The following is a 19,358-nucleotide window of genomic DNA, read 5'->3' as shown; positions in this document are numbered from 1 at the left end:
GATCTGCTCGGCTGCACGGCCGTCACGCTCCCGTCCGGTCGAGCGTGCGGTAGCTGCGTTCGACCGCATCCGGTCTGCGCAAGTACAACGGGATCAACGGTTCCGGCACGGTGCGCGCCAGCAGTTCGGCAGCCGCGACTCGCACCAGACCGGCCGGCGACGGCGTCTCGGCCGGAAGCACGGGCAGGTCGAACAGGTCGACGTGCGAGGCGGATCCGGCGATCATGGTGGCCTGTACGGGATCCAGGTCACCTGGCTTGCTCACCTCTGGGCCGTCGATGCGATATCCGTCACGGTAGCGAGCCCAATACACTTCGCGGCGGCGCGCGTCGGTGACCACGAGCAGTTCGCTCTCGGGTGTGATGTCCGGCAGCAGGGAGGGGTCGAGCACCGCGTCAGCGGCGATCGCATCGAGGCTGCATACGCCGTAGACCGGGACGCCGAGCGCGTCACCGAAGGCGGCGGCGGTCGCCATGCCGACCCGCAGTCCGGTGAACGGACCCGGCCCGATGCCGACCACGACGGCCTCGATATCGGCCCTGGAACGATCTGCCTCCGAGAGGCATTCGAGGATTTGCGGGGTGAGCACCTCGGCGTGGGCGCGGGCGTCGACTCGGACGCGAGCGGCGAGGGTGCGCACCCGCGCCGGGGCGACGGTGCCGGATGCGGCCTGCTCCAGTTCCACCAATCCCGCTGTTACGGCGGGTGTCGCGGTGTCGACGGCTAATACAAGCATGATTGACCCAACGATACCGGGTGGTACCTGCGCGCGGTGCGGAGCTACTCGGTCGTTATGGCGCAAGGAACATCCACCATTTCGCGAGCTAGCCGACCCATTCCCAGATCGCGGTGCGGACTTCGGAATTCGGTTCGCGCGAGAGCAGCACGTACAGGTGTCGCTCGGCGAGGTGTTCCACGACACCCTTGCCCCACTCCACCACCACGACTGCCTGATGCAGATCGGTGTCGAGATCGAGGGCGTCCAGTTCGTCCAGATCGCCGGCGAGTCGGTAGGCGTCCACATGCACCAGCGGCACCGGCGCGGCGCCCTGGCGCTGTCCGGCCCGATGCTGGCGGGCGATGATGAAGGTCGGCGAGCTGACCCGGCCCTGCACACCGAGGCCCTCGGCGATGCCGCGAGTCAGGGCGGTTTTGCCCGCGCCGAGCGGCCCGTCGAGTACCACCAGATCACCCGCATCCAATCCGGCGGCGAGTTCGCGACCGAAGGCCTCGGTGTCGGCGACCGTGGGCAGAATCCGTTGCTGCCGTTCAGCCACCGGCGACCTCCGCGGTTGATGGGGTGTCCTCGATCACGCCGGCGCGCATGAGCAGCCGGTCGAGTGCGGCGTTGACGATATCCGGGAATTGCATATGCGCCATATGCGCGGCGTCATCAAGGCGGACGAGTTCGCAATCGGGCAATTCGCGTGCCAGCGCGCGCGCATTTCGGAACGGGATGACGACATCGTGCGCGCCGCCCATCACCAGCACCGGCAGGCCCGCGAGCGTCGGCAGTGCGGCCGATTCGTCGTGCAGTTCGATTGCCTTCAGGAATCTCACGATCGTTTCGACGGGTGTGCGGTCGATCATGAGCGTGGTGAAGCGCGAGAGGGTGGGACCTACGTCCCCGTGAAACGAGCTGACGTGCAGTATCGGCGTGATCACATGCCCGACGGTGCTGCGCCCGGCCTGCACCAATGCGGGGGCGGTGTGCACGGCCAAGCGGAAACCGTCGACGGCCGGATTGCGCAGCAACTGCGTGATGCCCGCCGAGGTGACCTCGGCGGCGGCGGTCGAGAGCAGTCCGACTCCGATCACTCGCGCCGCGAACAACTCCGGGAACTGCGCCGCCGCGGCCAGCACCGCCATGCCGCCGAGCGAATGACCGACCAGTGCGACCGGACCGGTCGGGGCGGTCGCCTCGATAACGGACGCCAGATCGCGACCGAGTTGGGCGACGGTGCAACTGTCGGTAGTCGGGGTGCCGGAGCGGCCGTGGCCGCGCAGATCGAAGAAGACCAGGCGAACGCTTGCGCCCCAACGCTTTTCCAGATCACGGCGCTGGAAGTGGTAGGACTCCATGGTGTTGCAGAAGCCGTGCACGAAGATCACGGTGACCGGAGCATCGGGCGGACCGCATTCCCGGGTGGCCAGGCGCACACCGTCTTCGGTGAGCACCGCACCGGAACGGTCCTCGTCGAGCAGGGCGAAGTTCTCGTCGCGATATTCATCGACGCGAGCGGGCCAGAGCACGCGGGCACCGGCGCGACGCAAAGCGTGGGCACCGGCCAGCGCGGCGACCACACCGGCGGTTGCCAGTCCGCCCCGGACGACTGATCTCATCGGATTCCCCCTATATGGCGCCGCACCACCCGGCCGTGCGGCGCGCACACGATCTCGTAATGGATGGTGCCGAGCAGATCGGCCCAGTCTTGGGCGCGGGGTTGGTCCGCGCCGAACAAGATCGCGGTGTCGCCCTCGGTGACGCCTGCGGCATTGTCGCCCAGATCGACGACGAACTGGTCCATGCAGATGCGCCCCACATTGGGGCGCAACGCGCCGCCGAGCCACACCGTGAAGCGGTTGCTCAACGGGCGGAACACACCGTCAGCGTATCCGGCGGGGATAAGGGCCACGGTGGTGTCGTGCGGTGCGATCCACTCGTGGCCGTAGGAAACGCCCTCACCAGCAGCGACCTGTTTGACCAAGGCGACTCGCGCTTGCAAAGTCATCGCCGGGCGCAGACCGAACTCACCGAGTTCGGGTATCGGGGTCAGTCCGTACATCGCGATACCGGGCCGGACCATATCGAAGGCCAGATCCGGGCGGGTCACCGTTGCGGCCGAGTTCGCGAGGTGCACCAGTTCTGGTTCGAGGCCGTGCTCCTTGGCGGCGGCGATGGCCTCGACGAAGCGGTCGCGCTGGACGTCGAGGAAGGGGTGTTCCGGCTCGTCGGCGTGTGCGAGGTGGGAGAAGATCGCGCGGAATCGCACCACCTGTTCGTCCACCAGCGTGCGCAAGGCCACCAGCACCGCCGGGTATTCGGACGGTGCAATGCCGTTGCGGTTGAGGCCGGTGTCGACCTTGAGCGAGACGACCGCGGTCCGGCCGGTTGCGCGCGCCGCGACCTCGATCGCACGCAGGTGCTCCAGGGAGGAGACGCCGATCTCGATATCCTGCTCGATCGCGGCGCCGAAGTCGGCATCGGAATTATTGAGCCAGCACAGGATCGGGGCGGCAATCCCGGCGGTGCGCAACTGCACCGCCTCGGCGACCGTGGTGACCCCGAGTTCCGCCGCTCCTGCCGCCAGCGCGGCCCGCCCGACCTCGACGGCGCCATGGTTGTAGCCGTCGGCCTTGACCACCGCCATCACCGCCGCATCCCCCGCATATTCACGCAGGACCCGCACGTTGTGGGCAATGGCATCCAGATCGATAACCGTCTCCACTTGCGCCTCCACGCTTAGTGATCCTGCCATTCGGCGACTGGCTCGCGCGAGGGCGTCGGTTCATGTCCAAGGGGGGAGGGCGCGCACGACGCGTGATGACGAGGCGGCAGCGGCAGTTGGCGGCGAGCGCAGGTAGAACGCGAACGGCCGCGCGGTTACCGAGACCAGCGCGTCTGGTGGGTCGTCGAAGTGGCGTCCAGGCCAGCACACGTCACTTCGTGTCGAGCGTGGGTGAGGTGCGGATTGCCGCACGAAGGTGGTCGAGTGAGAGCAGACGCGAAGGTGGGTGTTCTCATGGGCGGCGATGGCATAGAGGCCGCCGGTTGCGGTTGCCGAGACCAGTGCATCTCGCCGGGGTCGCCGATGCGGCAATGAAGGAGCGGGCCGGGCCAGCGCGCGTCATTTCCCCGCAACCGGGCGCAACGTGCGGATTGCCGCACGCAGATGGTCGAGGAGAGAAGGCACGGAGATGTGGTTCTCATGGGCGGCGAAGGCGTGGACGTCGTTGGTTGCCAGTCGCCGGTCCCGTTCCCTGCTGCCTGTCCCGTTCCCGGTCGCCGGTTGCCTGTCCCGTTCCCGGTCGCCGGTCGCCGGTCGCCGGACGCCGGACGCCAGACGCCAGACGCCAGACGCCAGACGCCGAGACCAGCGCATACCGCGAGGCCATCGAGGCGGCAATGAAAGTGGGCCGGCGCGCGTCACTTCCCCGCAACCGTGCGCAAGGTGCGGATTGCCGCACGCAGGTGGTCGAGGAGAGGGGATGCGGAGGTGGGGGCGGCGGATGGGTGGTTTTCATGGGCGGCGAGGTTGGCGGCGAGGGCGTGGACGCGGGCGGCAGCGGCGGCGGACCAGGCGGGGTCGTAGCCCGCGGCGAGGAGGGCGCCGATGATGCCGGACAGGACATCACCCGCACCGGCGGTGGCGGCCCAGGAACCACCTGCTTCGTTGACGAGTACGGGGCGACCGGGGCTGGCGATGAGGGTGGCTCGGCCTTTGAGCAGGACGGTCAGTTGCCAGGATTCGGCGAGGTCGCGGACGGCGGCTACCCGGTCCTGGCCGAGCTCTTGTCCGGTCAGGCGGGCGAATTCGCCTGCGTGCGGGGTCAATACAGTGGGGGCGGTGCGGCTGCGGACCAGGTCGGGGTCGCTGGCGAGCAAAGTCAGGCCGTCGGCGTCGACGACGACAGGAAGGTCGGTTGCGAGGATTTCGGCAAGTCGTTTGTGGGCGTCGGTATCGGTACCGGCGCCAGGGCCGAATACCCAGGACTGCACTCGGCCGGTGGACGCGATGGTCTGGGCGGCAATTACTTCGGGAAAATGGCCGAGGACCTCGGCCGAGCCGGTTCCGGCGTAGCGAACCATGCCGGAGGTGGCCGCGACGGCGGCGCCGGTGCACAGTACAGCGGCGCCGGGATACGTCGCGCTGCCCGCGCAGATACCGGTGACGCCCTGGGTGTACTTGTCGTCGGTTGGTCCCGGAATCGGCCACCGCGCACCGATCTCCGCTGGCTCCAGCGCCGCGAGATTCGGTTCGGGTAGTCGTAAACCGATGGGTACCAATTCGATTCGGCCGCAGTAGGGCGCGGCCATGGCATGCACCGGCTTATAAGCGCCGAATGCGACCGTGACCTCAGCGCGGACAGCAGGGCCGGTGACCGCGCCGGTGTCCGGATCGACTCCGCTCGGGAGATCGGCGGCGATGATCGGAACATCCAGAGCGGCAACGAGTTCCGCGGCGCTTGGACGGAGGGGGCCACGGCCGGAGATGCCGACGATGCCGTCGATCACGAGGTCGGGTGCAGCCGAATTGATTTCGTAGTTCGCGCCATCGGCACGCAGAACATCCGATGCAGTTCGGACCCGACCGCCTGCCTTGCGCAGGGCAGCAAGGCCTTTCGCGTGCGCGCGTTCCGGATTCAGCAGCACGGCAGTGACAGCGGCGCCGCGGCGGCGGAGCATCGATCCAGCCCAGAGCACGTCCCCGCCGTTATCGCCGGAACCGACAAGCAGCAATACCGACCTGCCCGTGATACCACCGGTCCGCGCCCGCAACTCGCTCGCGACCACCGTCGCCAATCCGTAGGCCGCCCGATGCATCGGCATACCCTCGGGGACGCGGGTGAACAGCTCGGCCTCTGCCGCGCGCACTTCATCTGCGGTGAAATAGCCCCGCTGGCTGGACATGAACGCTCGCCTCCACTGCGTCGATCGGGCACTGCGGTTCCGCTGGTACGGGATACGCCGAAGCGGCAACGCCATGGCGCTTCGCGGACCCGCACCGTCAGCAGACTACGCTTGGCGGTCATGCCGATGGTGCGCCGCGCGATGTCCACCCGGATCGCAACCGGATCCGTCCTGGCTGCGATGCTATTGCTGACAGGCTGCGGCTCCGGCGATACGAACTCGACCGCCACATCGACCACCGCGAAGTCCGGCCACACGACGACCCCCACCAAGTCCGGCGATTCGAAACCCGCCGCCGTCACTGTCGGCGTCACGGATATGAAGTTCTCCCCCGCCGATGTCACCGTCAAGGTCGGCGAGACCGTGACCTGGAAATTCAAGGACTCCGTCCCCCACACCGTCCAGGGCATCGGCGATAAGGCCATGGGCCTCAACAGCCCGATTTTCGACAAGGGCGAATGGAGCTACACCTTCTTCGCCCCCGGCACCTACCGCTATCTGTGCTCCCTGCATCCTCAGATGCGCGGCACCGTCACCGTCGAATAGCCGAGCCGCCTTCTCCGGCTCTCCGAAAGCGCAGATGCAGGGGTAATCGCGCTCGGATGGATCGAGCACGAAGGCATTTCCGCACACCAGCGTCGAGCCAGCCTTCCACAGCGGGATGATGGGAAGTTGAACAGATTATGCCCGCAAGCACAGCCCCAGCAGAATGCCTCTTTGCCACGATCACGGCCCAACCACCGCAGGGGCATCATCTGCCGCCCGATATACATTCCGGCGTGAGCGCAGACGACCTATCCTGAGCCGCACCATCACCATCGAAGTAGCCGGGCCAGATCCCCCAGACGTCTCCGCCACGGTCACACCCTCGCTGGCACCTGCCAAGACACTCGATGCACGATCCGAGCCGAGCGCGGGGGTCGGATCATCACGACGTTCAACCCGCGAACCATGTTGAGCCGGTTCGGACCACTCGTCCCCATGGCAGCAGGCACATGCGACCAGCGGGAGGGGCAGTGTGCCCGTCACTGGCGCGCCGACGAAAGGTTACGCCTGCGGGATCCGGGCAGCGTTGGTGTTCATCGCTTCCACGGCGGCGACCAGCGGGGCAAGTTCGGGGTCGGCGGCGGCTTGGCCCAGAGCGCTGGACAGGGCGGTGTCATGGGTGGGGCGGGCGCGGGTCAGTAGTTCCAGGCCCGCGGCGGTGACGTCGGTGTAGATGCCGCGGCGATCGTCGGGGCAAAGGTAGCGCTGTAGCAGGCCGCGGTCTTCGAGGCGGGTGACCAGGCGGGTCGTCGCACTCTGGCTGAGCACCACGGCTTCGGCGACTTGATTCATACGCAGGTGACCGCCGGGTCCGTCGTGCTGGCGGCTGAGCACGACGAGCAGCGAAAACTCGCGCACGCTCAGCTCATGACCGGATTGCAGGGCGCGTTCGATATGCGCCTCGATCCGATCGTGCAGCAGCGACAGTGCGTACCAACCATCGGCCAGGCCGGTCAGGGCGGCATCCGCGGTCATGACGTTCCTTCGCATCGGGGCTCGTACGTCCAGGATAGATGACGTACGCAATAGCCCGCGTTTGCAATTAACACGCGTCTGCAATTATTGTTGACGCTTGTAAAGCTCAGGTGCAACATCACGTGGAGGCTCGCGCTCATGCCGCTCGCACTACTCGCCCTGACACTCGGGGCCTTCGGAATCGGCACCACCGAATTCGTTGTCGTCGGACTGCTGCCCGACATCGCAGACACCTACACGGTGTCGATCCCCACGGCAGGTCTGCTGGTCACCGGGTATGCGCTCGGCGTGCTGGTCGGCGCGCCGATCATGACCGGGCTCGGCACCCGGGTATCCCGCAAGCGCATGCTGCTCGTCAGCCTGTTGCTGCTGATCGCGGGCAATGTATTGTCCGCGCTCGCACCGACTTTCGGTCTCATGCTGACCGGACGCATCGTTGCCTCGCTCGCACACGGCGCCTTCTTCGGCATCGGATCGGTGGTCGCCGGAAATTTGGTCGGCCCGGATCGCAAGGCCGGTGCAATCGCCATGATGTTCACCGGACTGACCGTCGCGACCATCGTCGGTGTGCCGCTGGGCACCCTGCTCGGCCAGCAGTTCGGTTGGCGACTCACCTTCCTCCTCGTCGCACTGGTCGGCTTGGCAGGTCTGATCGGTGTCACCGCGCTGGTGCCGGAACAGCCCGCGCCTCATGACGCGCGCCTACGTCACGAACTCGCCGTACTCACCAACCCGCAGGTGCTGCTCTCGATGGCCATGACCGTGCTCGGCTTCGGCGGCGTCTTCGCCGCGATCACCTACCTCGCACCGATGATGACCGAGGTCACCGGCTATGCGGAGAGTTCGGTCACCTGGCTGCTTGTCCTGTTCGGCATCGGCTTCTTCCTCGGCAATCTGATCGGCGGCAAATTCGCCGACCGCCATTTGATGCCGATGCTCTACACCACCCTCGGCGGCCTCGCGCTGGTGCTCGCACTGTTCACGCTCACCGCACACAACACGGTCGCGGCAGCCATCACCGTCGTCCTGATCGGCGCCCTCGGCTTCGCGACCGTCCCGCCGCTACAGAAGCGCGTCCTCGACCAGGCAGGCAATGCGCCGACCCTGGCCTCGGCCCTCAATATCGGCGCCTTCAACCTCGGCAACGCGATCTCCGCCTGGCTCGGCGGCGTTGTCATCGCCGCGGGATACGGGTACACCTCACCCAACTGGGTTGGAGTCATCCTGGTCGTGAGCGCGCTGGGTCTGGCGGTCATGTCGGGCAATCTCGAACGTCGCGGTGCCGAAACGCCAAGCGAGACAACCGAAACCCTCGTCGCGGCTAACCGGTCCTGAAGACCTCGTAACCGGCGGCGCTGATCGATCGTCGCCGGTCACGACTGTCCACGCCGAACTACATCCAGGCCGCAACGGCGCAGCACAGGCTTCCGCTCTCGCCGCAGTGCCCTCGCCCTTGGCGAAGGTTTCACCGCCGTCCTGTCGAGCAAGCCACCGCAACTCCCCCGCCGACAGCACATATACGAGCCTTCTCGCTATTCGACGGTGACGGACTTCGCCAGATTGCGCGGCTTATCGATGTCGTACCCGCGAGCCTGAGCCACTTCGGCGGCGAATATCTGCAGCGGAACGGTCGACAGTAGCGGCTGGAAAAGCGTTGGTGCCGAAGGGATTTCGATGAGGTCGTCGGCGAACGGACGCACCGTGTCATCGCCCTCCTCGGCGATCACGATGGTACGGGCGCCGCGGGCCTGGATCTCACGGATATTGCTGAGCAGCTTCGAGTGCAGTACCGCGCGCCCCTTGGGTGAGGGCATGACGACGATCACCGGCAGCCCCTCCTCGATCAGTGCGATCGGGCCGTGCTTGAGCTCACCCGCCGCGAATCCCTCGGCGTGCATGTACGCGAGTTCCTTGAGCTTGAGCGCACCCTCCAGCGCCACCGGATAGCCGACGTGGCGGCCGAGGAACAGCACGGTCGGCACGTGCGCCAGTTCCCTGGCGATCGCGCGCACCTGCGGAGCGGTATCCAATACCCGCTGCACCAGGTGCGGCATCGCCTCGAGTTCGGCGAACTCGCGCGCCACCTCATCCGGATACTTGGTGCCGCGTGCCTGCGCCAAGGCCAGCCCGACCAGGTAGTTCGCGGCCACCTGCGCCAGGAATGCCTTGGTGGACGCGACACCGATCTCCGGTCCGGTCCTGGTGTAGAGCACCGCGTCGGACTCACGCGGAATCTGTGCGCCATTGGTATTGCAGATGGCGAGCACGCGCGCCTTCTGCTCCTTCGCGTGCCGAACCGCCTCGAGAGTGTCGGCGGTCTCGCCCGACTGTGAGATCGCCACTACCAGTGTGGACCGGTCCAGAACCGGGTCGCGGTAACGGAATTCGCTGGCCAACTCGACCTCGACAGGCAGCCGGGTCCAGTGCTCGATCGCGTACTTGGCCAATAGTCCGGCGTGATAGGAGCTGCCACAGGCGACGACGAATACCTTGTCGAAGTCGCGCAGTTCCTGATCGGCGAGGCGCTGCTCGTCCAGCACGATCCGGCCACCGGCCTCGTCGTGGGTGAAGTGGCCGATGAGCGTATCGGCGACACCGGCGGGCTGCTCTTCGATCTCCTTCAGCATGAAGAAGTCGTGCCCGCCCTTCTCGGCGGCGGCCAGATCCCAGTCGATGGTGAACGGTCGGGTCCGCGCCGAGCCGTCGTTGCCGGCGAAGTCGGTGACCGTGTAGGTGTCGGCGGTAATCACGACGGCCTGGTCCTGGCCGAGCTCGACGGCCTCGCGGGTGTGCTCGATGAAGGCGGTGACATCGGAGGCGATGAACATCTCACCCTTGCCGACACCGACCACCAGCGGCGTCGAGCGGCGGGCGGCAACAATGACGTCCGGGTGGTCGGCATGGGTGAAGACCAGCGTGAACGCACCCTCCAGCCGACGCAGCACGGCCAGCGCGCTAGCCGCGAAATCACCCGCGGTCGGTCCCTCGGCATATGCGCGCGCCACCAAGTGCACGGCGACCTCGGTGTCGGTATCACTGCTCAGTTCGACACCGGCGTCCTCGAGCTCCCGACGCAGCGGCGCGAAGTTCTCGATGATGCCGTTGTGCACCACGGCCACCTTGTTGGTGGTATCGCGGTGCGGATGGGCGTTGCGGTCGGTCGGCGCGCCGTGGGTGGCCCAGCGGGTGTGCCCCATGCCGGTGGTCCCGGCGAAGTGGTCGGTCCCGATTTCGGCGAGTTCGGCCTCGAGATTGGCCAGTTTGCCCGCCTTGCGCTCCACCGCCAACACGCCCACGCCATCCAGGATCGCGACGCCTGCCGAGTCGTATCCTCGATATTCCATGCGGCGCAACGCGTCAACGACAACGCCGAGGGCATCCCGGTATCCGACGTATCCCACGATTCCGCACATGGCTCATCAGAGTACTTATCGGATAACGTTCACGTCGTGTCGGCGTCTGTGAAATCACTCGTGAGCACCCTGACCAGCCGGGGGCCCCACCGCGTACTGCGCGGCAATCTCGCCATCGCCGGTCAGCCCGGCGTGGTGTTCACCCCGGAGTCCGGACTGAATCTACCCGCGATCGCCTTCGGCCATGGCTGGCTGACCGGCGCCGCGAACTATCGCGCCACGCTCGAACACCTGGCGTCCTGGGGTTTTGTGGCCGCCGCCCCAGATACCGAGCGGGGGCCGATTCCGTCACACCTCGGATTGGCCACCGATCTGCTGACCACGCTCGATATCTGCACCAGCGTCCGGCTCGGCGACGGCACGATCAGCGTGCATCCGGACCGGCTGGCGCTGGCCGGACACGGCATGGGCGCGGGCGCCGCGGTGATCGCCGCCGGACAGCGTCGGGTCGCCGCCGTTGCCGCCCTCTACCCCGCTCCGACCGCGCCGTCCGCCGAGACCATCGCAACCGATATCGACACGCCCGCGTTGGTGTTGGCGGGGGCGACCGATATCGAATCGGTCAGCTCGAATGCGATCCCGCTGACCGCAGCATGGGCCGGACCGGTGGTGTTGCGGGCAGTCGACGGGGCGTCACATAACGGCATTGTCGAAGGGCGGCGTGCGCTGGCCGCGTTGGGTGCGGGCAAGCATGAGTCCAAGACGGCGCGGACCACGCGGGCCCTGCTCACCGGATACCTGCTGCACAAACTATTGCGCGACAAGACGTATGCCGCGTTTTCCGATCCGGAAGCGGTTATCCCGCACACCACTGTTATCGATCCGGAAGCGCCGCACGAGGAGGAGAAGCCGAAGCTCTCGGTCCTGCAGCTCGCACAGCTGTTGCGCAAGTGATCATGGCCGGAGGCCGTCGAGCGCGAGCTCGATGAACCGCCGCCAGTCGCCGAATCCGTCGCGACTGATCGTGGCGACCGCGCCGACGATCATATAGAGGTCGGCGACGGTCGCATCCGCGCGAATGCTGCCATCGGCTCGCCCCCTGGCCAGCAGTTCCGCGCCGAGTTCGGCCAGGTCGTCGCGGACCGTACCGCGCGGTTCGGTATCGCCCAGTACCGATTCGATGGTGCCGGACAGCGCACGCCCCTGCTCGTGCACTTCGGCGACATGGCCGAGGAAACCGGCCAGCGCCTGCCGCGTATCCGGATTCGGGAGGCAGGTGCGTCGCACATGCTCGAGAATTCCGGCGAAACGCTGTTCCGCGGCCGCCTCGATCAGGGCCCGGCGGGTCGGGAAATGCCGGTAGACGGTGCCGACCCCGACCCCCGCGGCACGTGCCACATCGGCCATCTGCACCTCGTCACCGTGTGCGGCGAACAGTGCCGTCGCAGTGGCGAGGACCTGGTCGCGATTGCGGGCGGCGTCGGTGCGGAGTTTGCGGTCGGTCATCGATCTCCCTGTCTGCTGGCCGTAGGTTAGCCCCGGATCGGTGCGCGGGTGCGCTCGACGACGATCGCTAGCGCCAAGGCAATCAGCATTACCAAGGCGATGAATAGTTGCGGGTCCATACCGATGACCTTGGTGGCGTCGGCCGCGTGCTCGGGGTCCTGAGCTGCGGTGCCGGGGAACAACAGCGCGCCGAACATGGCCAGCCAGGTGACCGATCCGAGTGCGGCCGCCAGCAAGAACTGGGCGCGGAGGTTTCCCGATCGCTGCCACAGGACCACCAGTCCGATCGCACCGATGAGTGCGCCCATGCCGATGTATTGGGCGTCGTGGAATTTGGCGTGCGGAGGCCATGCGGGGTTGTGCAGGTGGAGGTCGGCGATGTCGGGGATGACCAGGTCGGCGAGGAGGGGGCCGATGAGGGTGTTCAGGAGGACGGCGCCGACAAGGATTCGCGGGAGGGTCCAGTGGGTGGTCATTGGGAGTCCTATCGGTCAATCAATGAACCGGAATCCGATTCCGATTAGACGGTAGCGCTGTGCGATGCGGACTGTCAACGGGCCGTTGGCATTCCGGGTGTTCGACCAGGTTGCGGCCCCTTGACCACCAGCGAGAACCCAGGGCGAGATCGCGCGCACGTCCCCGGCGGCGCAATCGGCAAAAGATCCGGAACCACCGTCCCCACCAGTCCGCACCTGGCCACCGCACAACCACCCGCTCCGGCCAGCCGCACGACGCATTCGCAGGCCTGAATCGTCGGCGCGGCCGGAGCGAGCCGCGGCGAAACCGAAACTTGTGGGCTGAAACGCCACGGACGCGCCGCACTCGGTCACGAACCACCTGCACGATCGATTGGAATCTCCAGATGGCTGAATGCCCCAGGGAGCCGGATGATTTCGCCCGCACCGTGGTTCAGCCCAGCGAACGGCCGCTTCCCCAATCCACTCCGCTACACCTGCCGTTTCGCCTACCGCGACGACTTCGACACCCACCGAGTCACCATGCGCGAGCGCTACTCCCCCGACGAACTCGAAGAGATCCAACTCGCCGTGCACACCCTCACGAGCTCGACGATCCGCGTCCAAATCTTCGGCGGCACAACCCAACACAAGAACCCGGCGATCAACCAACCAACCCAACGCCTCCGCGAAGCCGAAGAAGACCGCTGGTAGCCCCGGCAATCCTCAGATCAACCAGCTCTGACGGCGGTAATACTCGGACTCCTCGTCGCCCTCCTCGTCGATGGGGGTCACAACATCGTGTGCTTTGCGAGCCGCAATCGACCGCGCAATCGCCTCACGCTGCTCGCGGGCATCCGCCTCCAGGCGCTCTCGCTCGGTCTGCGCCTCGACCTCGAGCCGCTCCTTCTCTTCCGCCTCAGCCTTTGCCTTCGCTAGCTCTTCGGCATGGTCTTCCCAAAACCGACCCATTTCTATGGCGGACTGTTCGGCGAGTTCACGGTCCTTGTCGGCGGTCCGCCTATTGATCTCCTCGAACTCGTCCAGCAGCATCGTTGACCGTCGACGGATCTCCTCGACGATTTGTTCCATTTCGTCCGAATAGTTCACGATGACACCCCTCCTCGACGGTTACCGATCACGTTGGCGCGGACCGACTTCACAGCGGCCCCGCCTCCGCCAGTTCGGCACCGCTGTCGGCAGGCTCTTCCGGTTGCGGATCTGCTTCCGGCACCAGTTGAGGTTTATGCTCGCCGTCCTCTTCCTGCTTGCCAGCCGAGGGGGCGCCCGGCACGGTACCTGGACTGCCGCCGTTGTTGTCGTCGGTAGCCGGAGTTCCCGTATCGGGCTTGTCAGTGGAGGTCGATTTGTCGTCGTTCCCGTTCGATCCGTCGGTGGAGATGACTGGATTGCCATTGTCATCCAGCGTCACGCCGTACTCATGCGATTTGCCGTCACTGTCGGTCATCACGAGCTTTGGCTGACCATCCGCACCTATCTCGACCTTCACATGCTTTCCACCCAGGTCGAACTCGGCTGCGGTCTTGTTCGTGTCCCCGTCCGGCTTGCCGTCGCCGTCCTTGTCCTCGGTTTCCGTTGTCTCGAAGGCCTTCGTCAGCTGCTCTATCGCATTGTCGACGCTGTCCTTGATCGAGGTACCCAATGAGGTGAGACCTTGACTCACAGACTCGCCGAGCGATGTCAATTGCGAAGCTGCCGACGTCAACGATGACAACCCCGACAGGAGGCTGCTCGCCGTAGTGGTGTTCGTCGAAGTCGGATTCGTTGTGCCCGGCGTACCGGGAGTGCCCGGCGTACCGGGAGTGCCCGGCGTACCGGGAGTGCCGGGTGACCCTGGAGTCCCAGGGGTGCCTGGCGTACCGGGATTACCTGGAGTGCCCGGAGCCTCGGTCGGCACTCCTGCCGGGCGGTCGTACCGGGCATCCGAGACCTTGTCCAGATCCTGGATAATTTTGTCGTATACCTGCTTGACACCGCGGTCTGCCGAGTCGCACGAATCAGTGAAGATCTTGATCTTGGCCGCATAATCAGGTTTGAAGACATTGTCGAGCCAGTGCCTGCAGCGCGATTGAATGTGCTGCTGGTAATCGGATCCCGGCAGAATTCCGAGAACGTTATCCGCCGTCCAAGCATCGAATCCCCCCTGTAGATCAGGAAAGATTCTGCGCAGCTTGCTCAGCAAGCTATTACTTTGCCAACCGTTACTTACCGCAATACTCGTGCCGGAGATAATGTCATCAATATCCTCTGGCGTCTTCTCCGCGATACGAATACCGTCGCCGTTCTCGAGGATATAACGGACGGCCTCGGCTTTGATTTTCGCGGCCGCACGCAGGCCTTCGAAAGCGCCTGCGATGGACTTCCATGCATCCCCCGCTGCTTTCCAATTCGCGTCCGCTTGACCTATCTGTTTGTTCAGCATGTCAAGCGCCGCCGTTCCAGCCTCCCCTGACCAGAGCGTCGGCATTGTCTTCGCGTATCCACGCTGAGCATCCAACTGCGTTCCGCACTCCTGGAGCACCACCTGCAGCTTTGTCGAGGTGTTCAGGAGCTTGTCTTCGTTCAACCCGTTCTGCTCGTAATAGCGCTTATGGAGTTGCGAATAGTCTGGAAAATCGGCTGGCAAATTACCTCCAAAAGCGCGTTTATAGCGCGGCTGGAAGTACTCGAAGTACAGCAGAGCTCGGGAGCCGATGTCGAGATATTGTTCGACCGATCCGTTCGCAGGTACCTCAAATGCCATACTAACGACCCCCTCGGGCTACTTCTCGACTGCTCGAACGCAGCTACGATTTTTTGTCATTGCCGATCTTTGCGATATCGCGAGAGTTTTCGTCGTCAGTACTCGAGTACTTGACAACCGACGCCCCGATAACGTCCGACGTCGCCAATGTTGCCTCGGACCAATTACCCAACCATGTGTAGATCTTCTCCAGTCCGTCCTGGATCTTCTTCCCACGGTCGTGGTAGTTTTCACCAGCATCGGCAGGCCCGAACAAATAGTCGGCCACATCCTTGGCGCGATTTCGCACCGCTTGGCCCGAACCTCCGAGGTCATTTGCGAATCGCCCGAGTTCCCCAGTCTTGACGCCGAGCATGCTTGAATCGCCCACTATCCAGTCCCCTCCTTCTCCGGTTGCCGACCAGACCGACTTCAGCTCGCGACACTGATGCCGCCATACTTCCTTCGACGCACGCGGCTGACGTTCGGTTCCATCGGATCCGTCGGCTGATTCTGTCAGCAGAATCTACTGGTTGGGCGAACCAGCTACAACGGACAATGGGCCATCGAGGAGAGCATCACCACAGCCGTGGCGGTCAGCGGGTGCAGGGTTCCGCAGGTTCCAATGATCCGCACATGAACCGCACGGGTCATCGCAGCCTACGGCCGGGTGGGCCCACGAAGATCTGGGATGTGGAGGCCGTTGTCCGACAGTGTAATTGGGGTCAGCCGGACAGCGAAGGCGTCGAGGCAGTCCGACAGTTACGGCTAGATGTCACCGAGTCGATTCGGGACGGCCTCACCCGGCGAACGAGGCTGCGCCAAAAATCGATACCGCCCAGCGACTAGTGTCCGATCTTCCCCTGATCGGTCCGCACCCACTCCGAGGTTCCATCCGGATGCCGATGGAACTCCCATGCGGAGTAGTCGCCGTCCTTCTCGACCACGGTGACCTGGTCGGCGAAGCCGTCGTGGTCCCAGTCGGTCCAGACCTGCATGGCCTCGGGGCCGGTGGTGGTGATGGTGTCGAGGGTGCCGTCGCCGTCGATGTCCTGGGTCGGATGGTGCAGTTCGACTTCACCGAGGCCGTCCAGGGAAGAGGATGCGTCGATGCCGGGTAGATCCATGCCCGGGAATTCACCTGAGGTGATCATGACTCCTCCTGGTCGGGACTCGTGTGGGTGACACGGCGGTCGATCGGTGGGTACCGGTCCATAGTGTCATCCGCGAGTCCCGGACGCAGCTCCCAGCCCCTATTTATCGGGGATCATTTTTTCGGAATGATCAGCCACAGAACCAGATACACGACGAACTGCGGACCCGGGAGCAGGCAGGACAGCACGAAGAGCAACCGGACGACGTTGGCGTTCCAGCCGAAGTATTCGGCGATGCCGCCGCAGACGCCGGCGATCCACTTGTCGTTGTGGGAGCGGTTGAGTCGGCGGGTGGGCGCGGGGGCGGTCATTGTGTTCCCTCTCTGGTGATGTGCGGTACGACATCAACTCTGCCGGGGTAAATCGCGCCTGACATCGGTCGCATGACCTATCCCGACCCTGATTTCCGCAGGCTATGGACTCAGGGTGTAACCCCGAGCACGGACCCGCGGTGCTGACGTGCGGCACCGACACGGCAGACTCATGCTGGTGAGCACCACTCTGCACGCGCGCGGACTGTCCGCGGGCCACGGCGAACGCACCCTGTTCGACGACCTCGATTTCACCCTCGCGCCGGGTGATGTGATCGGTTTGGTCGGCATGAACGGTGCCGGCAAGTCGACGCTGCTGCGCATGCTCGCGAACCGATCGACACCCACCGGCAGTATCACGTTGTCCCCGCCCGACGCCACCGTCGGGTATTTGGCGCAGGAGCCCGAGCGGATTGCCGGGGAGACGGTGCTCGAATTCCTCGGCCGCCGAACAGGTGTCGCCGAAGCACAACGCGAAATGGATGCTGCGGCCGAACGTTTGGCTGACGGTGGCGAGGACGAATATTCACCGGCCCTGGAGCGCTGGCTCGCGCTCGGTGGTGCCGATCTGGATCAGCGCGCAGAGGAGGTCGCGGCGGATCTCGGACTCGCGGAAAGCCTGCCGAACGGCCTCGACACCTCGATGACCGGACTTTCCGGCGGCCAGGCGGCCCGAGCGGGACTCGCATCGGTCCTGTTGTCTCGCTTCGACATTCTGCTGCTCGACGAGCCGACCAACGATCTCGATCTTGATGGTCTCGCCCGGCTGGAACAGTTCGTGACCGGCGTGCGGGTACCGCTGATGGTCATCAGTCACGACCGAGAGTTCTTGTCGCGCACCGTGAATCGGATCGTCGAACTCGATCTCGCGCAGCAGCGGGTCGGGATCTACGACGGCGGCTACGAGGCGTATCTGATGGAGCGCGAGATCGCCCGCCAGCACGCGCGCGAGGCCTACGAGGAGTATGCCGACACCAAGGCCGGTCTCGAGTCCCGCGCCCAAATGCAGCGCAATTGGCTCGAGCACGGCGTTCGCAATGCGCGCCGAAAAGCCCGCGACCCCAAGAAGGTCGACTCCGACAAGGCGGGCCGCAAGATGCGCGCTGAATCCACCGAGAAGCAGGCCGCCAAGGCCCGCCAGACCCAACGGCGCATCGAGCGCTTGGATGTGGTCGAGGAGCCGCGCAAGGAGTGGGAGCTGCACATGTCCATTGCCGCGGCCCCACGCAGCGGCTCGGTGGTCGCCACTTTGTCGAATGCGACCCTCACCCGAGGGGATTTCGAGCTCGGCCCGATCACCACCCAGGTCGACTGGGCCGACCGCATCGTGCTGACCGGCGCCAATGGTTCGGGTAAGTCCACACTCCTGGCCCTGCTGCTCGGAAAAACCCAGCCGGACAACGGAACGGCCGCGCTGGGTTCCGGCGTGGAAATCGGCGAGGTCGACCAGGCACGCGGGCTCTTCAGCGGAAGTACCGCCCTCGCAGAAACTTTCAGCGCTGAAATGCCCGAGTGGCCCGACGCCGAGGTCCGCACCCTGCTGGCCAAATTCGGCCTCCGTGGCCCACATGTCCTGCGCCCCTGCGAAACCCTTTCCCCCGGCGAGCGCACCCGTGCCGCCCTCGCCCTGCTCCAAGCCCGCGGCGTCAACCTGCTGGTCCTGGACGAACCAACCAACCACCTCGACCTCCCCGCCATCGAACAACTCGAGCAGGCCATCGAATCCTTCGAAGGCACCATGCTTCTGGTGACCCATGACCGCCGCATGCTCGACTCGATCACCGCGACCCGCCGCTGGCACATGAGCAACGGCCACCTCACCGAAAGCTAAGAGCATGCCGGTGCCCATGATTTCCAGCCACGGGGCTCAGTCGCGCCGATCGGGAGCGTGTCGAGTCGGAGATGGAATGCCGGTTTTCCGGAGCGGATCAGTGAATCGCAGCGAGCTCAGTCCGGTACTGGTGCATTCCAGGCGGGTGGAGAGGGGGCATTTGGGCTCGGGGGCGGTCAGGGTGATCAGTTCAGCGGCTTGGGTGTAGCCGCGGCGTCTGTGGTGGCGTTGGAGTTCGGTGGCGAGTGCTGCGCGGGAGATGCCCAGGCACAGTGCGGATTCCAGGGTGGCCAAGGCTTCGCGGCGGTGGGCGGTGCGGGCTAGGTCGATCGCGGTGCGGGTGGGGTTTGTGGCCACTATGCCGTGGATCAGTTCTAGTTCGGCTTTGTCGACGTGGTCGCGATGCACGAGAAGGCGGCAGGAGCGCGAATCCCGAATGCCCAGTACGTGGGTGGATTGGCTATGCGGTATTGCGAGACCGTGCAGTTCGGCGGCGGTGTGATAGGCGGCGACAAGGGTTGGTACCCCCATGGATAGTCGGGCTGCCTCGACGCGGAGTTGCGCGGAGGGTTGGGTGGTTGCCTCGCGGAAGACGCCGCGGAAGACCCGGACCCATTCGCCTCGGTCGAGCAAGGTTCGCATCTCCGCGCGGGTGTACTCGCACAGCACCTGCCATGCGGTGAATACCCCGAATTGCTTATCCCGTACTTCTTCCAGGCCTGGTCGCATACGCCAACTATCGGCGAAACCAAACGCCGCCCTCAGCACCTGACCAGTGCAAACAGAAAGTCTGTGGATAAGCGATTCGCTGTGGACAACTCGCCGCGCGCGAGCACGCAGCAGCCACTCGAG

20 protein-coding genes are annotated in these 19,358 nt (G+C 65.3%); 5 read left to right on the top strand and 15 right to left on the bottom strand.

Annotated elements, in window-relative coordinates:
- Nucleotides 1–22 precede the first annotated feature (22 nt).
- From tsaB to ACIBI6_RS21480, 5 genes are all read right to left on the bottom strand, one after another.
- Entirely contained in the window at nt 23–736 is a 714-nt protein-coding gene (gene tsaB / locus ACIBI6_RS21500) for a tRNA (adenosine(37)-N6)-threonylcarbamoyltransferase complex dimerization subunit type 1 TsaB (protein ID WP_396957470.1), read from the bottom strand.
- A gap of 88 nt (nt 737–824) precedes the next feature.
- A complete protein-coding gene (gene tsaE / locus ACIBI6_RS21495) occupies nt 825–1,277 on the bottom strand; it encodes a tRNA (adenosine(37)-N6)-threonylcarbamoyltransferase complex ATPase subunit type 1 TsaE (protein ID WP_364346280.1) in 453 nt (150 codons plus the stop codon).
- On the bottom strand, nt 1,270–2,343 hold the full coding sequence (locus tag ACIBI6_RS21490) for an alpha/beta fold hydrolase (protein ID WP_396957469.1): 1,074 nt from the start codon (nt 2,341–2,343) through the stop codon (nt 1,270–1,272). Before ACIBI6_RS21490 ends, tsaE begins: the two co-directional genes overlap by 8 nt.
- Nucleotides 2,340–3,479 carry an alanine racemase gene (alr, locus tag ACIBI6_RS21485; protein ID WP_364346276.1) on the bottom strand — a complete coding sequence of 380 codons (1,140 nt, stop codon included), beginning with the start codon at nt 3,477–3,479 and terminating at the stop codon, nt 2,340–2,342. The genes ACIBI6_RS21490 and alr overlap by 4 nt, the downstream gene beginning before the upstream one ends.
- Nucleotides 3,480–4,147: 668 nt before the next feature.
- Nucleotides 4,148–5,632 carry an NAD(P)H-hydrate dehydratase gene (locus ACIBI6_RS21480; protein ID WP_364346274.1) on the bottom strand — a complete coding sequence of 495 codons (1,485 nt, stop codon included), beginning with the start codon at nt 5,630–5,632 and terminating at the stop codon, nt 4,148–4,150.
- Between the two features lie 120 nt (nt 5,633–5,752).
- Here ACIBI6_RS21480 and ACIBI6_RS21475 point away from each other — a divergent pair, with 120 nt between their 5' ends.
- The gene (locus ACIBI6_RS21475; RefSeq protein WP_364346272.1) at nt 5,753–6,178 is read left to right on the top strand and encodes a cupredoxin family copper-binding protein; all 426 of its coding nucleotides are present in this window, start codon (nt 5,753–5,755) and stop codon (nt 6,176–6,178) included.
- Nucleotides 6,179–6,679: 501 nt separating this feature from the next.
- Here the strand turns inward: ACIBI6_RS21475 and ACIBI6_RS21470 are convergent.
- Nucleotides 6,680–7,153: a MarR family transcriptional regulator gene (locus ACIBI6_RS21470; protein ID WP_364346270.1), complete on the bottom strand. Its 474-nt coding sequence runs from the start codon at nt 7,151–7,153 to the stop codon at nt 6,680–6,682.
- A 138-nt stretch (nt 7,154–7,291) separates the two neighbouring features.
- Between ACIBI6_RS21470 and ACIBI6_RS21465 the strand changes: the two genes are divergently transcribed.
- Nucleotides 7,292–8,488 (top strand): MFS transporter, encoded by a 1,197-nt coding sequence (locus tag ACIBI6_RS21465; RefSeq protein ID WP_364346268.1) that lies wholly within the window; start codon nt 7,292–7,294, stop codon nt 8,486–8,488.
- A gap of 197 nt (nt 8,489–8,685) precedes the next feature.
- Here ACIBI6_RS21465 and glmS read toward each other — a convergent pair whose 3' ends face one another.
- The gene (gene glmS / locus ACIBI6_RS21460; RefSeq protein WP_364346266.1) at nt 8,686–10,566 is read right to left on the bottom strand and encodes a glutamine--fructose-6-phosphate transaminase (isomerizing); all 1,881 of its coding nucleotides are present in this window, start codon (nt 10,564–10,566) and stop codon (nt 8,686–8,688) included.
- A gap of 36 nt (nt 10,567–10,602) precedes the next feature.
- On the opposite strand from glmS, the gene ACIBI6_RS21455 reads away from it, so the two are divergent.
- Entirely contained in the window at nt 10,603–11,460 is an 858-nt protein-coding gene (locus tag ACIBI6_RS21455) for a dienelactone hydrolase family protein (RefSeq protein ID WP_364346264.1), read from the top strand.
- On the opposite strand, the gene ACIBI6_RS21450 is transcribed toward ACIBI6_RS21455, so the two are convergent.
- Both ACIBI6_RS21450 and ACIBI6_RS21445 read right to left on the bottom strand, forming a co-directional pair.
- Nucleotides 11,461–12,012, bottom strand: a complete 552-nt coding sequence (locus ACIBI6_RS21450; RefSeq protein ID WP_364346262.1) for a helix-turn-helix domain-containing protein — start codon at nt 12,010–12,012, stop codon at nt 11,461–11,463.
- Nucleotides 12,013–12,038: 26 nt separating this feature from the next.
- Nucleotides 12,039–12,488: a DUF6640 family protein gene (locus ACIBI6_RS21445; protein WP_396957468.1), complete on the bottom strand. Its 450-nt coding sequence runs from the start codon at nt 12,486–12,488 to the stop codon at nt 12,039–12,041.
- Between the two features lie 411 nt (nt 12,489–12,899).
- On the opposite strand from ACIBI6_RS21445, the gene ACIBI6_RS21440 reads away from it, so the two are divergent.
- The gene (locus tag ACIBI6_RS21440) at nt 12,900–13,181 is read left to right on the top strand and encodes a hypothetical protein (protein WP_396957467.1); all 282 of its coding nucleotides are present in this window, start codon (nt 12,900–12,902) and stop codon (nt 13,179–13,181) included.
- Nucleotides 13,182–13,193: 12 nt separating this feature from the next.
- On the opposite strand, the gene ACIBI6_RS21435 is transcribed toward ACIBI6_RS21440, so the two are convergent.
- From ACIBI6_RS21435 to ACIBI6_RS21415, 5 genes are all read right to left on the bottom strand, one after another.
- A complete protein-coding gene (locus tag ACIBI6_RS21435; protein WP_396957466.1) occupies nt 13,194–13,577 on the bottom strand; it encodes a hypothetical protein in 384 nt (127 codons plus the stop codon).
- 49 nt (nt 13,578–13,626) lie between these two features.
- Nucleotides 13,627–15,231 carry a hypothetical protein gene (locus ACIBI6_RS21430; protein ID WP_396957465.1) on the bottom strand — a complete coding sequence of 535 codons (1,605 nt, stop codon included), beginning with the start codon at nt 15,229–15,231 and terminating at the stop codon, nt 13,627–13,629.
- Between the two features lie 43 nt (nt 15,232–15,274).
- Entirely contained in the window at nt 15,275–15,601 is a 327-nt protein-coding gene (locus ACIBI6_RS21425) for a hypothetical protein (protein ID WP_364346252.1), read from the bottom strand.
- 454 nt (nt 15,602–16,055) lie between these two features.
- Nucleotides 16,056–16,364 (bottom strand): DUF6802 family protein, encoded by a 309-nt coding sequence (locus tag ACIBI6_RS21420; RefSeq protein ID WP_364346250.1) that lies wholly within the window; start codon nt 16,362–16,364, stop codon nt 16,056–16,058.
- A 113-nt stretch (nt 16,365–16,477) separates the two neighbouring features.
- Nucleotides 16,478–16,675: a PspC domain-containing protein gene (locus ACIBI6_RS21415; protein WP_364346248.1), complete on the bottom strand. Its 198-nt coding sequence runs from the start codon at nt 16,673–16,675 to the stop codon at nt 16,478–16,480.
- 172 nt (nt 16,676–16,847) lie between these two features.
- On the opposite strand from ACIBI6_RS21415, the gene ACIBI6_RS21410 reads away from it, so the two are divergent.
- On the top strand, nt 16,848–18,506 hold the full coding sequence (locus tag ACIBI6_RS21410; RefSeq protein WP_396957464.1) for an ABC-F family ATP-binding cassette domain-containing protein: 1,659 nt from the start codon (nt 16,848–16,850) through the stop codon (nt 18,504–18,506).
- A gap of 36 nt (nt 18,507–18,542) precedes the next feature.
- On the opposite strand, the gene ACIBI6_RS21405 is transcribed toward ACIBI6_RS21410, so the two are convergent.
- Nucleotides 18,543–19,235: a hypothetical protein gene (locus ACIBI6_RS21405; RefSeq protein WP_364346244.1), complete on the bottom strand. Its 693-nt coding sequence runs from the start codon at nt 19,233–19,235 to the stop codon at nt 18,543–18,545.
- Nucleotides 19,236–19,358: the final 123 nt, after the last annotated feature.

It is taken from the genome of Nocardia sp. NPDC050412 (assembly GCF_044458825.1).
Lineage (GTDB): Bacteria > Actinomycetota > Actinomycetes > Mycobacteriales > Mycobacteriaceae > Nocardia.
The sequence above is the reverse complement of the archived record's forward strand: the minus strand, read 5'-3'. Positions and strand labels throughout refer to the sequence as shown.

Excerpts from the sequence above, each read along its gene's own strand:
- ACIBI6_RS21465 (WP_364346268.1), top strand. The coding sequence starts at position 7,292 with ATGCCGCTCGCACTACTCGCCCTGACACTCGGGGCCTTCGGAATCGGC.
- ACIBI6_RS21420 (WP_364346250.1), bottom strand. The coding sequence starts at position 16,364 with ATGATCACCTCAGGTGAATTCCCGGGCATGGATCTACCCGGCATCGAC.
- ACIBI6_RS21450 (WP_364346262.1), bottom strand. The coding sequence starts at position 12,012 with ATGACCGACCGCAAACTCCGCACCGACGCCGCCCGCAATCGCGACCAG.
- tsaB (WP_396957470.1), bottom strand. The coding sequence starts at position 736 with ATGCTTGTATTAGCCGTCGACACCGCGACACCCGCCGTAACAGCGGGA.
- ACIBI6_RS21430 (WP_396957465.1), bottom strand. The coding sequence starts at position 15,231 with ATGGCATTTGAGGTACCTGCGAACGGATCGGTCGAACAATATCTCGAC.
- ACIBI6_RS21480 (WP_364346274.1), bottom strand. The coding sequence starts at position 5,632 with ATGTCCAGCCAGCGGGGCTATTTCACCGCAGATGAAGTGCGCGCGGCA.
- ACIBI6_RS21445 (WP_396957468.1), bottom strand. The coding sequence starts at position 12,488 with ATGACCACCCACTGGACCCTCCCGCGAATCCTTGTCGGCGCCGTCCTC.
- ACIBI6_RS21405 (WP_364346244.1), bottom strand. The coding sequence starts at position 19,235 with ATGCGACCAGGCCTGGAAGAAGTACGGGATAAGCAATTCGGGGTATTC.
- glmS (WP_364346266.1), bottom strand. The coding sequence starts at position 10,566 with ATGTGCGGAATCGTGGGATACGTCGGATACCGGGATGCCCTCGGCGTT.
- alr (WP_364346276.1), bottom strand. The coding sequence starts at position 3,479 with ATGGCAGGATCACTAAGCGTGGAGGCGCAAGTGGAGACGGTTATCGAT.
- ACIBI6_RS21490 (WP_396957469.1), bottom strand. The coding sequence starts at position 2,343 with ATGAGATCAGTCGTCCGGGGCGGACTGGCAACCGCCGGTGTGGTCGCC.
- ACIBI6_RS21475 (WP_364346272.1), top strand. The coding sequence starts at position 5,753 with ATGCCGATGGTGCGCCGCGCGATGTCCACCCGGATCGCAACCGGATCC.
- ACIBI6_RS21440 (WP_396957467.1), top strand. The coding sequence starts at position 12,900 with ATGATTTCGCCCGCACCGTGGTTCAGCCCAGCGAACGGCCGCTTCCCC.
- ACIBI6_RS21410 (WP_396957464.1), top strand. The coding sequence starts at position 16,848 with ATGCTGGTGAGCACCACTCTGCACGCGCGCGGACTGTCCGCGGGCCAC.
- ACIBI6_RS21415 (WP_364346248.1), bottom strand. The coding sequence starts at position 16,675 with ATGACCGCCCCCGCGCCCACCCGCCGACTCAACCGCTCCCACAACGAC.
- ACIBI6_RS21470 (WP_364346270.1), bottom strand. The coding sequence starts at position 7,153 with ATGACCGCGGATGCCGCCCTGACCGGCCTGGCCGATGGTTGGTACGCA.